Origin of the sequence: Luteimonas mephitis DSM 12574 (assembly GCF_000422305.1) — a bacterium.
Classification (GTDB): domain Bacteria; phylum Pseudomonadota; class Gammaproteobacteria; order Xanthomonadales; family Xanthomonadaceae; genus Luteimonas; species Luteimonas mephitis.
In genome coordinates this window covers 538,033-552,323 of sequence record NZ_KE383816.1, presented here as the reverse complement: position 1 = coordinate 552,323, position 14,291 = coordinate 538,033, and the positions used below count along the sequence as shown (strand labels likewise).

The 14,291-nt window shown below is 70.5% G+C and carries 13 protein-coding genes; 11 read left to right on the top strand and 2 right to left on the bottom strand.

What is annotated here, in order from left to right; genetic code table 11:
- Nucleotides 1-259 precede the first annotated feature (259 nt).
- From H570_RS0112540 to H570_RS0112505, 8 genes are all read left to right on the top strand, one after another.
- Nucleotides 260-1,306 (top strand): rod shape-determining protein, encoded by a 1,047-nt coding sequence (locus H570_RS0112540; protein ID WP_027081038.1) that lies wholly within the window; start codon nucleotides 260-262, stop codon nucleotides 1,304-1,306.
- Between the two features lie 199 nt (nucleotides 1,307-1,505).
- Entirely contained in the window at nucleotides 1,506-2,531 is a 1,026-nt protein-coding gene (mreC, locus tag H570_RS17525; RefSeq protein WP_051176371.1) for a rod shape-determining protein MreC, read from the top strand.
- Nucleotides 2,528-3,010, top strand: coding sequence for a rod shape-determining protein MreD (gene mreD, locus H570_RS0112530; RefSeq protein WP_027081037.1), 483 nt, complete (start codon nucleotides 2,528-2,530; stop codon nucleotides 3,008-3,010). The genes mreC and mreD overlap by 4 nt, the downstream gene beginning before the upstream one ends.
- A 180-nt stretch (nucleotides 3,011-3,190) precedes the next feature.
- Nucleotides 3,191-5,191: a penicillin-binding protein 2 gene (gene mrdA, locus H570_RS17520; protein ID WP_051176370.1), complete on the top strand. Its 2,001-nt coding sequence runs from the start codon at nucleotides 3,191-3,193 to the stop codon at nucleotides 5,189-5,191.
- Nucleotides 5,188-6,300 carry a rod shape-determining protein RodA gene (rodA, locus tag H570_RS0112520; RefSeq protein WP_027081036.1) on the top strand — a complete coding sequence of 371 codons (1,113 nt, stop codon included), beginning with the start codon at nucleotides 5,188-5,190 and terminating at the stop codon, nucleotides 6,298-6,300. The genes mrdA and rodA overlap by 4 nt, the downstream gene beginning before the upstream one ends.
- Nucleotides 6,301-6,536: 236 nt before the next feature.
- Complete coding sequence (gene mltB / locus H570_RS0112515) at nucleotides 6,537-7,658, top strand: lytic murein transglycosylase B (RefSeq protein ID WP_245559597.1); 1,122 nt, start codon at nucleotides 6,537-6,539, stop codon at nucleotides 7,656-7,658.
- Nucleotides 7,658-9,130: a septal ring lytic transglycosylase RlpA family protein gene (locus tag H570_RS0112510; RefSeq protein WP_027081034.1), complete on the top strand. Its 1,473-nt coding sequence runs from the start codon at nucleotides 7,658-7,660 to the stop codon at nucleotides 9,128-9,130. The genes mltB and H570_RS0112510 overlap by 1 nt, the downstream gene beginning before the upstream one ends.
- A gap of 103 nt (nucleotides 9,131-9,233) precedes the next feature.
- Nucleotides 9,234-10,454, top strand: coding sequence for a D-alanyl-D-alanine carboxypeptidase family protein (locus H570_RS0112505; protein WP_051176369.1), 1,221 nt, complete (start codon nucleotides 9,234-9,236; stop codon nucleotides 10,452-10,454).
- A 153-nt stretch (nucleotides 10,455-10,607) separates the two neighbouring features.
- On the opposite strand, the gene H570_RS0112500 is transcribed toward H570_RS0112505, so the two are convergent.
- Together H570_RS0112500 and H570_RS0112495 are read right to left on the bottom strand one after the other, a co-directional pair.
- Nucleotides 10,608-10,811, bottom strand: a complete 204-nt coding sequence (locus tag H570_RS0112500; protein ID WP_027081032.1) for a hypothetical protein — start codon at nucleotides 10,809-10,811, stop codon at nucleotides 10,608-10,610.
- Between the two features lie 241 nt (nucleotides 10,812-11,052).
- On the bottom strand, nucleotides 11,053-12,000 hold the full coding sequence (locus H570_RS0112495) for a CsgG/HfaB family protein (protein WP_036136071.1): 948 nt from the start codon (nucleotides 11,998-12,000) through the stop codon (nucleotides 11,053-11,055).
- A 147-nt stretch (nucleotides 12,001-12,147) separates the two neighbouring features.
- On the opposite strand from H570_RS0112495, the gene H570_RS0112490 reads away from it, so the two are divergent.
- The 3 genes from H570_RS0112490 to lipA are packed head-to-tail and all read left to right on the top strand — an operon-like array spanning nucleotide 12,148 to nucleotide 14,198.
- Nucleotides 12,148-12,426, top strand: coding sequence for a DUF493 family protein (locus H570_RS0112490; protein WP_027081030.1), 279 nt, complete (start codon nucleotides 12,148-12,150; stop codon nucleotides 12,424-12,426).
- 23 nt (nucleotides 12,427-12,449) lie between these two features.
- The gene (lipB, locus tag H570_RS17515; RefSeq protein WP_051176419.1) at nucleotides 12,450-13,181 is read left to right on the top strand and encodes a lipoyl(octanoyl) transferase LipB; all 732 of its coding nucleotides are present in this window, start codon (nucleotides 12,450-12,452) and stop codon (nucleotides 13,179-13,181) included.
- 9 nt (nucleotides 13,182-13,190) lie between these two features.
- Nucleotides 13,191-14,198 carry a lipoyl synthase gene (gene lipA / locus H570_RS0112480; RefSeq protein WP_027081029.1) on the top strand — a complete coding sequence of 336 codons (1,008 nt, stop codon included), beginning with the start codon at nucleotides 13,191-13,193 and terminating at the stop codon, nucleotides 14,196-14,198.
- The last annotated feature ends 93 nt before the right edge of the window (nucleotides 14,199-14,291 follow it).

Here is a 14,291-nt window from a genome sequence, read left to right as displayed (position 1 = left end):
GCGGCTAGGTTAGCCGGCCGGGTGCGGCGAGGCCAGCGAAGCGGGCACCGGCGCGGGCCCCGGCGCGGGCCCCGGATGGGCGCCGTGCGGATGTGGCCGTGGGTCACGCTTGGGCGTTCGGGCGCCGCATCGCGGCCCTGGCAGCGCCCGCGGGCGCTGCTCCCGCCGCGGAAAACCGCGTCCGCCAAGCATCCACGGCCCGCTTTTTTGCTAGGCTAGCCGACTCTTTTCACCCATTCCTCACGGACATTCTCCCCCGATGTTCAAGAAGTTCCGCGGCCTGTTCTCCAACGACCTGTCGATCGACCTCGGCACGGCCAACACCCTCATCTTCGTCCGCGGGCAGGGCATCGTGCTCAACGAGCCGTCCGTGGTCGCGGTGCGCCAGGACCGCTCCGGCTCCGGCAACCGCACGGTCGCGGCCGTCGGCACCGAGGCCAAGCAGATGCTCGGCCGCACCCCGGGCGGGATCACCACGATCCGGCCGATGAAGGACGGCGTCATCGCCGACTTCACCTACACCGAGGAAATGCTCAAGTACTTCATCCGCAAGGTGCACAAGTCGCGCTTCCTGCGGCCGAGCCCGCGGGTGCTGATCTGCGTGCCCTGCGGCTCGACCCAGGTCGAGCAGCGCGCGATCAAGGAATCGGCGCTGGAAGCCGGCGCCCGCGACGTGTCGCTGATCGAGGAGCCGATGGCCGCGGCGATCGGCGCCGGCATGCCGGTGACCGAGGCGCGCGGCTCGATGGTGGTGGACATCGGCGGCGGCACCACCGAGGTGGCGGTGATCGCGCTGTCGGGCATCGTCTATTCGCAGTCCGCGCGGATCGGCGGCGACCGCTTCGACGAATCGATCATCAACTACGTGCGCCGCAACCACGGCATGCTCATCGGCGACAGCACCGCCGAGAAGATCAAGCTCGAGATCGGCAACGCCTGGCCGCAGGACCGGGTGATCGAGATGGAGGTCTACGGCCGCCACCTCGCCGAAGGGGTGCCGAAGATGATCACGATCACTTCGAGCGAAGTGCTCGAGGCGCTGCGCGAACCGCTGGCCGGGATCGTCAGCGCGGTCAAGCAGGCGCTGGAGCAGACCCCGCCGGAGCTTTCCGCCGACGTGGCCGAGTTGGGCATCGTGCTCACCGGCGGCGGCGCGCTGCTGCGCGACATGGACCGCCTGCTCTCCGAGGAAACCGGGCTGCACGTGCAGGTGGCGGAGGATCCGCTGACCTGCGTGGCGCGTGGCGGCGGCCGCGCGCTGGAGCTGCTGGACACGCACGGCAACGAGTTTTTCGCCTACGACTGAAGAAGCCGGGATCCGGGATCCGGGATTCGGGATTCGCAAAAGCGGGTGCACTTTCCTATCCTGAGAACGCGGATGCAGGGGGTGTCCGCGGCACTGCATGGATGCCCGTGCCCTCATCCGTCCTCGAGTGGTCCGTGACTTGCGCCGGGGCCGCGCTGTTCCACATCCCCAATCCCGAATCCCCAATCCCGGCCCCCACGTGCCCGCCTACACCAGCCCCACGCCTCCACGCACCGGTGATGTCGCGGGCACGCTGCGCCTGCTGACCTACCTTGCGCTGGCGGTGGCGCTGCTGGTGCTCGACCATCGCGGCGGCTGGCTGACCCGGATCCGCGCCCAGGCCAACGTCGCGGTGCAGCCGCTGTGGTGGCTGGCCGGGCTGCCGGCGCGGCTGGGCGACAGCGTGCGCGACGACGCGGTGACCCGTTCGATGCTGGCCGAGGACAATCGCCGGCTGCGCAACGCGCTGCTCGTCAGCGGCGCGCGCCAGGCGCGGCTGCAGGTGGCGGCGGCGGAAAACGCACGCCTGCGCGGCCTGCTCGGCGCAGCCGAGCGTGGCGGCCTCGATGTGCAACTGGCGCCGATCCTGGACATCGACCTCGACCCCACCCGCCAGCGCCTGATCCTCGACGCCGGCAGCCGCGACGGCGTGCGCCAGGGCCAGAGCGTGATCGATGCCGGTGGCCTGGTCGGGCAGATCATCGAAGTCACCCCGACCACCGCCACCGTGCTGCTGCTCACCGATCCGGACCACGCGGTGCCGGTGCTGGTCGGCCGCAACGGCGTGCGCCTGGTGGCCTACGGCAAGGGCCGAAGCGACGAGCTGGAGCTGCCCAACATCCCGCTGTCGGCCGACGTCAAGGTCGGCGACGCGATCATCACGTCCGGACTCGGCGGACGGTTCCCGCCGGGGTTCCCGGTCGGCACGATCGATTCGCTGCGTCCCGACGACAGCCGCGCCTTCCTGCTCGGGGCGCTCAAGCCCGCTGCCCGTCTCGACCGCGGCCGCGACGTGCTGCTGCTGCAGCAGAGCAGGGACCTGGGGCTGGGGGCTGGGGGTTTGGGACAGCAACAGCAACAGCAACCGGCGGTGATGCCGGGGGAGGCCGCGAAGGCATCTCCAGGCGCCCCCGGAAAGGCGCAGGAGACCAGTTCTTTCTCAGCCGGCCCGCAGCCCCCAGCCCCCAGCCCCCAGCCCCGGCCTCGACAGGAGGCCCAGCCATGAGCCGCCCGCGCCGCCTCTGGCTGCTGCCGGTGAGCATCATCGCCGCGCTGCTGCTCGGCCTGCTGCCGCTGCCGCCGCTGGTGCAGCCCTTGCGCCCGTACTGGCTGGCGCTGGTGGTGGCGTTCTGGGTGATCGAGGACCCGGATCGCGCGGGCCTGGGGTTTGCCTTCCTGATTGGGCTGCTGGGCGACCTCGCCTTCGGCGGCATCCTTGGCGAGCAGGCGCTGCGGCTGACGGTGATGGCCTTCATCCTGCAGCGCTTCCGCTCGCAGGTGCGCTTCTTCCCGATGGCGCAGCAGGCGCTGGTGATGGGGGCGCTGCTGTTCAACGACCGCGTGGTCAGCGCCGCGGTGCACCTGATGCTCGACGAGCCGCAGCTGCCATGGTCGTACTGGTGGGCGCCGCTGCTGGGCATGGTGCTGTGGGCGCCGCTGTTCGTGCTGCTCGATGCGCTGCGCATCGGCAGGCGCAAAAGCTAGAGGACCTGTGGGTGCCATGAAAACAACCCGCGTTGCCATCCAACCCCAAGGGCCGCGCCCGCGGACGCGCGCTGCTGCGTCATCGCGCGGTCGCGCATCGACAGACGCTCACTTGCTCTTCCTTGCAGCGCACGCCGGCGGACCCGGCGCGGGTCGCTTTCACGGCATCCACAGGTCCTGATGCGCCAGGGACGCCGCCGGCTGAAGAACCACGTGCGCGAAACCGCGCAGTTCCGCGTCCGTGCGCTGCTGGGCTTCGCCATCGTGGTGCTGGCGCTGGGCGGACTGGCCGGCTGGTACTTCAAGCTGCAGGTGCTCGACCACGCCGACTACGCCCGGCGCTCGGAGGCCAACCGGATCAAGCCGCAGCCGGTGGTGCCGGCGCGCGGGATCATCTACGACCGCAAGGGCCGGATCCTGGCCGACAACGTGCCGGCGTTCCGCCTCGACGTAGTGCCCGAGGACGCAGGCGATCCGAAGGCACTGGTCGCAGGCCTGTCGAAGATCATCACGCTCACGGCCGAGGACGTCGCGCGCTTCGAGCGCGAGCGCAAGGCCAACCGCAGCTTCCGCGCGGTGACCCTGAAGCTGCGCCTGAGCGAGGAGGAGATGGCGCGCTTCGCGGTGGACCAGTGGCGTTTTCCCGGAGTGAGCGTCGAGCCCTACCTGACCCGCCGCTATCCGTACGGCGCGCTGATGGCGCACATCGTCGGCTACGTCGGGCGCACCGACGAGAAGGACATCGAGGAATACGGTCCCGGGCAGGCGCTGTTCACCCACACCGGCCGCGCCGGCATCGAGCGCTATTACGACGAGGCGCTGCGCGGCAAGGTCGGCTACGAGGAAGTGAAGACCAACGTCGAGGGCCGTGCGCTCGGCCGCGTCGGCCGGATCCCGGCGACCGCCGGCGCCGACCTGCGGCTGGCGGTGGACGTGGACCTGCAGCGGACCATGGTCGAGGCCTTCGGCGACCACGACGGCTCGGCGGTGGCGATCGACCCGAAGACCGGCGAGATCCTGGCAATGGCCAGCCTGCCCAGCTACGACCCCAACCTGTTCGTCAACGGCATCTCCAGCGCCGACTACCGCGCGCTGATGGACAACCCGTCGCGGCCGCTGTTCAACCGCAACGTGCTCGGCGGCGGTCCGCCGGGGTCGACGGTCAAGCCGTTCATGGCGCTGGCGGGGCTGGAAAGCGGTCTGCGCCGGCCCGGCGACCGGGTGTTCACCACCGGCGAGTTCCACATCCCCGGGCAGAAGCGCGGCTATCGCGACGCCCACGGCGGCAGCGGCTGGGTCGACCTGCACAAGTCGATCGCCGCGTCGGTGAACTACTACTACTACAAGCTCGCCTACGACATGGGCATCGCGCGCCTGTCGACGTACATGCACCGCTACGGCTTCGGCGAACCGACCGGGATCGACCTGGCCGGCGAGAACGGCGGCGTGGTGCCGTCACCGGAATGGAAGGCAAAGAACAGCCGCGAACCCTGGTATCCGGGGGAAACGGTGATCGCCGGCATCGGCCAGGGCTACTGGATCGCCACCACCCTGCAGCTCGCGCGCGGCACCGCGGCGCTGGCCGCCGATGGGGTCCTGCGCCGCCCGCACCTGGCCCGCGACCGGCGCGACGGGTTCCGCAGCCCGTGGACGCCGGTGCCGCAGCCAGCACCCAGGCGCCTGTCCGACAACATCGGCTACATCCGCGCGGTGCAGGGCGGGATGGAAGGCACGATCTACGATCCGGGCGGCACCGGGCGGGCGATGGCGGTCGGTGCCAGCTACCGCATGGCCGGCAAGACCGGCACCGCGCAGCGGGTCAGCCGCAAGGGCAACATCAGCACCAACCCGCATTCACTGCCGCTGCACCTGCGCCACCAGGCGTGGTTCATCGGCTATGCGCCGACCGAGGATCCGCGGATCGCGGTGGCGGTGATGGTCGAACACGGCGGCTACGGCGGCTCCACCGCCGCGCCGATCGCGCGCAAGCTGTTCGACGGCTGGCTGCTGGGCAAGTATCCGGAGGCCGATCCCGATGCGATCCCGGTGACCGCGATCGGCGCCCGCGCGGTGGTGGCACAGGCGTCGCCGACGCCGGCGAGCGCGGCCCGCGCGGCCATTCCCGATCTCGACGCGGCCACGGTCGAACTGTTCCGCGGCGGTCCGGGAGCTGCGCGGTGAACGTGATCCTGCAATGGCTGCTGGATCTCCTGCAGCGGTTCGTGCGCACCCTGGACTGGTCGCTGTGCGCCGCCCTGTTCGCGCTGATGGCGATCGCGCTGGCGGTGCTGTACAGCGCCGGGGGCCAGAACGGCATGAACCTGGTGGTCGCGCAGGGCGCGCGCTATGCCGTGGGGCTGGCGGCGATGTGGGGGCTGTCGCGGATGACCCCGCTGCGGCTGCGTGAAGTCACGCCGCTGGTCTACGGCGCCACGCTGGTGCCGCTGCTGCTGGTCCTGGCGATCGGCACCGGCAGGCACGGCAAGCACTGGATCGACCTGCAGCTGTTCTACTTCCAGCCCTCGGAGCTGCTCAAGCTGAGCCTGCCGATGATGGCGGCGTGGTACCTCGACCGCCAGCTGCTGCCGCCGCGCATCGGCGCGGTGCTGGCCACCGCGGTGATCATCGCCGTGCCGACCGCGCTGGTGCTGCTGCAGCCGGACTTCGGCACCGCGATGCTGGTGGCGATCAGCGGCTGCTTCGTGCTGTTCCTGGCGGGCCTGCCGTGGTGGTGGTTCGCGATCGCCTTCGGCGGCGTCGCGGGCGCCGCGCCGGCGGCGTGGTTCTGGCTGCTCAAGCCGTACCAGAAGGACCGCATCCTGACTTTCCTCGATCCGGAGTCCGACCCGCTCGGCGCGGGCTGGAACATCATCCAGTCGAAGATCGCGATCGGCTCGGGCGGGATGACCGGGCAGGGCTGGATGCAGGGCTCGCAGTCGCACCTGAACTACCTGCCCGAACACACCACCGACTTCATTTTCGCGGTCCTGTCCGAGGAATTCGGCTGGATCGGCGTGGCCACCGTGCTGGCGCTGTACCTGTTCGTGGTCGGGCGCTGCCTGTGGATCGCGGCCGAAGCGCGCGACGGTTACGCGCGACTGCTGGCCGGCAGCCTCGGGCTGGCGTTCTTCGTCTACGTGATCGTCAACGGCGGCATGATCTCCGGCCTGCTGCCGGTGGTCGGCGTGCCGATGCCGCTGCTGAGCTACGGCGGCACCGCGGCGGTCTCGCTGCTGGCCGGGCTGGGCGTGGTGATGTCGGTGCGCAACCATCGCCCGATCCACGGCTGAGTGCGCGGCGATGGCGGCGGCCCGGCCGGACGGGGCATGTCAGGCACTCGGGCCACATCCCGCAAGTCGCCCCGCGGACGAACGGCAGGGATTCCGGAATCGCTCGGCTGCCGCGGCTTTGGTCCGGCTTGCGCACCCCCGGTTGCTGAACGCCTTGCACGGAATGCCGCGTCGCGGCGCCGACCTGATGTTGGCTGCATGTTAACCTCGCGATGATGATCCGACGCTCCTTGCCCATGCGCCTGTACGTCATCCTGGTTCCGCTCGCACTCGCCCTGGCCGCCTGCGCAACCGGGGCGACGCCGCCCCCGCCGGCCGCCGCGAACCCGCCGCCGTCGCCCGCCGTTCCCGCGCCGCCGGCCACGTCCGCCGAGACGCTGCTGCCGAAGATTCCGCAGCCGCCCGAGCGCCCGGTCGCGCCGCCGTCGGTGACCGACCCGGCGATCCCGCTGGCGCAGCGCATCGATGCCTTCGTCGACTACACCGCGCAGGCCTACGGCGTCGACCCGAAGGTCATCCGCGCCACCCTCGCCCAGGCCGAATACAAGCAGAGCATCATCGACGCGATCTCTCGCCCGGCCGAGAAGGTGCGGCCATGGCGTGACTACCGCCCGATCTTCATGAACGACGCGCGCATCGCCGGCGGCAAGGCGTTCTACGCCGACAACCGCGCCGCGCTCGATCGCATCACCGCTTCGACCGGCGTGCCGGCCGAATACATCGTGGCGATCATCGGCGTCGAAACCAGTTACGGGAAGATCACCGGCAACTACCGCGTGCTCGACGCGCTGTACACGCTGGCGTTCTGGCATCCCAAGCGCGCGCCGTTCTTCGCCGGCGAACTGGCGCAGCTGTTCGCGCTGGCGAAGGAAGAACCGCAGCTCGACGTGCTCGCGCTCAAGGGCAGCTACGCCGGCGCGATGGGCATGGGCCAGTTCATGCCGTCGAGCTACCGCAACTGGGCGAAGGACGGCGACGGCGATGGCCGCCGCGATCTGCTCGACCACAAGCCGGACGTGTTCGCCTCCATCGCCAACTACTTCGTCGTCCACGGCTGGCAGCGCGGCGGCCCGGTGGTGGCGCGCGCGGCGCGCGACGCGGGTGCCGCAGACTTCGCGCCCGCCGACCTCGATCCGGTCTACCCGCTGCCGCTGCTGGCGCAGAAGGGTTATCGCCCGATGGCCGGCGAGCCGACCGCCGATGGCGCCACGCTGCTCTCGCTCGACGGCGAGGCCGGCAGGGAATACTGGCTCGGCTACCGCAACTTCTACGTCATCACCCGTTACAACCGCTCGCCGATGTACGCGCTCGCCGTGCACCAGCTGGCGCAGGCGATCGGCGGCAACGGCGCGCCGTGATGCCGCGCTCGAACGCCCCGCTGCGACTCCTGCCCGCGCTGGCGGTGATCGCAACGCTGGCACTGGCCGGCTGCGCCAGCGGGCCGAAGAAATCGGCGTCCGAGGCGTCCGCGCTGCCCGATGGCGAGGCCGTGCAGCGTGGCGAACTGTCGTCGTCCGGCAAGCGTTCGCCGTACGCACCGGCGCAGGAGGACATGTCCAAGCGCGGCCACTACACCGCCGGCGGCCTGTACGCGCCGCACATCAAGGACAGCGTGCCCGACGACCTGCCGGACGTGGACGCGATCCCCGAGCCCGACGTCGTCGACGAGCCGCGCTCGCGCTACGGCAACCGCTCGCCCTACAAGGTGCTGGGCAAGAGCTACAAGGTGCGCGACAGCGCCGAGGGCTACGACGAGAGGGGCCTGGCCTCGTACTACGGCAACAAGTTCCACGGCCGCCGCACGTCCAATCTCGAGGTGTACGACATGTACGCCTTCACCGCGGCGCACAAGACGCTGCCGCTGCCGAGCTTCGCGCGGGTCACCAACCTCGACAACGGCAAGTCGGTGGTGGTGCGGGTCAACGACCGCGGCCCGTTCCACGATGGTCGCATCATCGACCTGAGCTACGCCGCCGCGGTCAAGATCGGCATCCGCGCCGCCGGCACCGGGCGGGTCGAGGTCGTCGGCCTGAGCCCCGGCGAGAACGCGCGCCACGACTACGACGCGGTCGCCGCGCGTGACAGGCCCGCGGCGCCGGTGGCGACCACCGCCGGCAACGGCGCGCTGCAGCTGCCGCCAGGCGTGCGCATCGCCACCGGCAAGCCGCAGCCGGCCAGCGCGATGGACAAGCTGATCGAGGGCGTGCTGCCGATCGGCGCGGCCAATGCGAGCGAGCGCGTGGCCGACGAACGCGTGCCGGCAGCAGCGGTGGCCGCCGCCGCGCCGCCGCCGTCGACCCGCGCGACAGGCGCCACGGCCGCCGCCGCACCGGCGCCGTCGGGCGACCTCGACTGGCGCTTCGACATGCGCCAGGACGGCAAGGCGATGACGGCCGACGAATTCGATGCCTGGATGAAGGCGCGCCGCGCGCGCGTGGCCACCGGCAAGGCCGGCAAGCCCGACCCCTACGGCGCGGCCGCGCCGGGCGCCCGCACGCCGGACAGGTCGATGGCGCGCGTGCCGGCGCCCGCACCGGAAACGGTTGCCGCCGCCCGCGGCGCCGACGCCGCGGTGTCGCCACAGCCGGCTGTCAGCGGCAGCGACGTGACCCTGCAGGTGGCCGCCTTCGGCGCGCGCGCCAACGCCGAACGCGCGCTGGCGATGCTGCGCGGTGCCGGCGTGCCGGGCGCGCGCCTGCTCGACGGCCTGTCGGCCGGCAAGCAGGTCTGGCGCCTGCGCGTGGGCCCGGTTGACCGCGCGAAAATCCACGAACTGTCGGCCCGCGTCGCCGGTCTGGGGTTCGGCCGGCCACAGCTCGTGCGCGACTAGAGATCCCTTCCATTCCACCCGTCTTCTTTCCATCTCGCTTGCACCGGGCGCGCTTTCACCAGGCGTGCTTTCACCAGGCGATTCTCCCGGAGTCACGTTGTCGATGAATGTCACCCAGACCGCGCGCCGCGCCTTGCTCGCCGCCCTGTTCACCTCCGCAGTCGGCTTCGCCGCGGCCCAGGCGCCCGCGCCGCAGCCCGCCGCGCCGGCCGCGTCGCTCAGCGACAGCCTGCCGGTTCCGGCGGCGCCCGCGCCCAAGCAGTCCAAGTCGTGGGTGCTGCTCGATGCCGCCAACGGCCAGGTGCTGGCCGGCGACAACGTCGACCTGCGGGTGGAGCCGGCCAGCATCACCAAGGTGATGACGTCGTACGTGCTGGCGGCCGAGATGAAGGCTGGCAAGATCGGTCGCGATGACCAGGTGCTGATGAGCGAGAACGCGTGGCGCACCGGCGGTGCGGGCACCGACGGCAGCTACAGCGGCTTCGAGGTCAACAAGACCGCGAAGCTGGTCGACATGGAAAAGGGCATGGTGGTGCAGTCGGGCAACGACGCGGCGATCGCGCTGGCCGAGCACGCCGCCGGCAGCGAGGCCGCGTTCGCGCAGCTGATGAACGCCTACGCCAAGAAGCTCGGCCTGAAGAACACCCATTTCGCTAACGCCACCGGCCTGACCGCCGAGAACCACTATTCGAGCGCGCACGACCTGGCCCTGCTCGGCCGCGCGCTGGCCCGCGATTTCCCCGAGGCGTACGGCTACAACAAGATCAAGGAATTCACCGTCGGCCCGATCACCCAGCGCAACCGCAACCTGCTGCTGTGGCGTGATTCGACCGTCGACGGCATCAAGACCGGCCACACGTCCGCGGCCGGCTACTGCCTGATGGCCTCGGCCAAGCGCGGCGACCAGCGCCTGGTCGCGGTGGTGATGGGCGACACCAGCGAGAACCAGCGCGCGGTGGACGCGCAGGCGCTGCTCAACTGGGGCTTCCGCTTCTACGAGTCGCACAAGCTCTACGATGCCGGCAAGCCGGTGGCCACGCAGAAGGTGTGGAAGGGCAAGGCCGACGAGATCCGCCTCGGCGTCGTCCAGCCGCTGCTGGTCAGCACGCCGCGCGGCAAGTACGCGCAGCTCAAGCCGACAATGGACGTGCCCAAGACCCTGGTCGCGCCGATCGAGAAGGGCCAGAAGATCGGCACGGTGAAGGTGACGCTGGACGGAAAGACGATCGCCTCCGCGCCGCTGGTCGCGCTCGACGACGTCGAGGAAGCCGGTTTCTTCGGCCGCCTGTGGGACGCGTTCTGGATGTGGTGGGAGTCGGCCTGAGCGCCGCGTTCCATCATCGCGAATGAAAAAGGGCCTGCCCGAGCAGGCCCTTTGCGTTGGCGCGCCCCGCGTAGGAGCGACCCATGGCCGCGAGCTTCATGGGCCGATTGCGCCGCGAGGAAACCTCGCGGCCATGCGGGTGTCCGGCGACCCTCAGATCCGCACCACCCACGGCAACGCCACCAGCACGGCGCCCACCAGCACCATGGCCCACGCGTTCGACACGAAGTACGGAAACGCGATCAGCGCGATCCCGGACACCAGCGGTACCGGCGCGCGCTGGCGCCGGGCGTAGGCCAGGTAGCCCAGTCCGATTGCGCTGAACAGGACGCCCCACCACAGCGTTGCTTCGCCCATCGCCTGCTCCTGTCCGGCGGATGCCGGAACCCTGGCGCTTGCAGGAGCGGCTTCAGCCGCGAGCGCTTTCGGCCGACACGAGGGAATCAAAGGCTCGCCGGCCGAGGCTGCTCCTGCAAGGCACATTGTGCGCTGCACGTGGCGCGCAGGATCCTGCCTGCAGGGCAGCCAGGTAGGTGGGCTGAAAGCCAGCGGTCGGCAGGGGCCGACCTCTGGCCCGGGAAGGGCGCGCGTGCGCCGATCAGCGCGACAGTCCGAACAGGGTCGAGTTCACCCAGCCGCGGTTGCCCAGTTCGTCGTCGACCTCCCACATCAGCCCGTCCTTGTTGCCGGTGGGGTACAGCATCATCCCGACGTCGAGGTCGCGCACCGCACCGCCCTTGCCGTCGGCCTGTTTCAGCAGTCGCGCCGGCTTGCTCACCGTCACCGCCTGCTGCGCGTTGGCGGCCGACGCGTTCGACGGCAATCCGCCGAGCTGCCCGACCAGGTCGGTGTAGGCCTGCAGGTAGGCGAGCGTGAGCACCTGGCCGATTTCGGTGTTGGCATAGCCGGTGGCGCCGCCGCCCAGCGCCGCGCCGCGGAACACGCCGGCGCCGGCGCTCCAGCCCAGGTCGGTCTTGGAGGCGTGGCCTTCGGACATCGCCACCTGCTCCGAGGAGCGGGCGTCGGTCACGGTCAGCACCACGTCGGCGGTCTTGCGCTTGATGTTGATCCCGCCGACCACCGCCGCCGCCGTGCGATCGCCGATCAGGCCGCCGAGCAGGCCGCCGATCTTGTTGCCCGAGGCGTCGTCGTTCTGCGACACCACGTCCGGGACCATCACGTAATCGGCCGCCTTGATCTGGCCCTTGCCGATGTTGGAACCGCCGCGCAGCTCGCCATCCGCGGCAAGCCCGCGTTCGGCCTGCATCGCCTTCAGGCCGGTGCCGCGATCGACGAGCGTGAAGCACCGGGAGCGGCTGACGAACACCTTGATCAGCGCCGCGGGCGAGGCCAGGCGCTGGCCGGTCCACCAGTTGGTGCCCTGCGGCTCGATCACGGCCAGCGTGCCCAGCGACTTGCTGCACACCGGGATCTCGGCGGTCTTCTGCGCGCGCTCCTGCTGCGCGGTGGCGGCGTGCGCCGTGCTGGTGCCCATCGCGGCCAGGGCGCATGCCACGCTCCAGGCCAGTCCCTTGCGGATGTCCATAGGTACCTCTCCCAAATGGTTGTCGGTCAGGCCTTCGTGGGGCCGTTGGTCTTCATGACACGCAAAAACCGGCCGGGAACAGCCACTTGGTGCAACGACCGCCGCATGTGGCTTGGGTTGGGCGCCGGGCGGACCCATAATCGGGCGATGGAAATCAAGTCCGACAACCCCGAACACGGCTTCCAGTTCCCCGGCACCTTCGAGATCACCGCGATGGGGCCGGCCACGGCCGGACTGGAAACCGAAATCCCGAAGCTGCTGGCCGCCAGCGGCATCGACGTGCTGCACGAGACGATCTCGTGGCGCGAATCGAGCGGCGGCAAGTTCGTTTCGGTGAAGCTGAACTTCCGCGCCGACGACCGCGCCCAGTACGAGGCCGCGCACGAAGCCCTGCGCGCGCACCCGGAAGTGAAGTGGACGCTGTGACCGCGGGGGCTGGGGACTTGGGGCTGGGGGCGTCGGAAAAACATGCCAGTCTCCAGTCCCTGGTCCCCAGGTCCTGCCTGCTGCGCGACCTCGGCCGCCAGCCCTACGAGCCGGTCTGGCGCGCGATGCAGCGCTTCACCGACCTGCGCGACGACGATTCCAGCGACGAGATCTGGGTGGTCGAACACGACCCCGTCTTCACCCTCGGCCAGGCCGGCAAGCCGGAGCACGTGCTGATGCCCGGCGACATCCCGGTGCTGCACGTCGACCGCGGCGGCCAGGTGACCTACCACGGCCCGGGCCAGATCGTGGTCTACCCGCTGCTCGACCTCAGGCGCCTGAAGATCGGCGTGCGCGAGTACGTGTGCCGGATCGAGCAGGCGGTGATCGACACCCTGGCCGAATGGAACATCCATGCCGCGCGTCGCGAGGGCGCACCGGGCGTCTACGTCAACGGCGCCAAGGTCGCCGCGCTCGGCATCCGCGTGCGCCGCGGCTGCACCTTCCACGGCCTGGCCTTCAACGCGGCGATGGACCTGGAGCCGTTCGGCCGCATCAATCCCTGCGGCTACGCCGGGCTGCGGGTGACCTCGGTGCTAGACTTGGGCGGCCCGTCGAGCCCGGATGCGATGAAGCCGGTGCTGCTCGACGCGATGGCGGCGCAGTTCGGCCTTGCGTTGCAGGCGGCCCCGCCGCCGGACCTCGCGGACCCGCGCCCCGTCGCCGCGCCTACTTCTTCCACGCAAGCCGCCTGAGCCGTCGCCATGCCCGATTCCCCGTCGCGTTCGATCCCCCTGCAGGTCGTGGCCAACCCGGCGCCGGCGCTGGAGGCGGGGGCGAAGCAGGTCGCCGGCGACAAGATCGCGCGCTCGCCGGTGCAGTTCGCCGATGCGCCGGTGCTGCGCAAGCCCTCGTGGATCCGCGTGCGCATCCCGACCGGCAACGCGGTCCAGCAACTGAAGGCCAAGCTGCGCGCGAACCGCCTGGTCACCGTTTGCGAGGAGGCCAGCTGCCCGAACATCCACGAATGCTTCGGCCACGGCACCGCCACCTTCATGATCCTCGGCGAAGTCTGCACCCGCCGCTGCAGCTTCTGCGACGTCGCCCACGGCCGTCCCAAGCCGCCGGATGCCGCCGAGCCGCTGCACCTGGCGCAGACGGTCAAGGACATGGGCCTGAAGTACGTGGTGGTCACCAGCGTCGACCGCGACGACCTGCGCGACGGCGGCGCGGCGCACTTCGTTGACTGCATCGCGGCGATCCGCGAGTTCAGCCCGGGCACGAAGATCGAGATCCTCACCCCCGACTTCCGCGGCAAGGGCCGGATGGAGCGGGCGCTGGAGATCCTCGCGGCCAATCCGCCGGACGTGTTCAACCACAACGTCGAGACCGTGCCGGACCTGTACCGCAACGTCCGCCCCGGCGCCGACTACCAGTGGTCGCTCACCCTGCTGCAGAAGTTCAAGCAGCAGCATCCGCACGTCCCCACCAAGTCCGGGATCATGCTCGGCCTGGGCGAAACCATGGAGCAGGTGCAGGCGACCCTGCGCGACCTGCGCGCGCACGACGTGGAGATGGTCACCATCGGCCAGTACCTGCAGCCCAGCGCCCACCACCACCCGGTGCTGCGCTACTGGACGCCGGAGGAATTCAAGGCGCTGGAAGTCTTCGGCATGGAGCTGGGGTTCACCCATGTCGCCTCCGGCCCGCTGGTGCGCTCCTCGTACCACGCCGATCGCCAGGCCGCCGAGGCCGGCGTCGCCGCCGCCTGAGCGCCGCCCGGGCTTCCTGCGGGGCGCTTCCCGCCTGACGTTCTGTTCACATCCGCGGCTCGCGGCGCGGTTAGAGTGATTTCGCGCGATCGT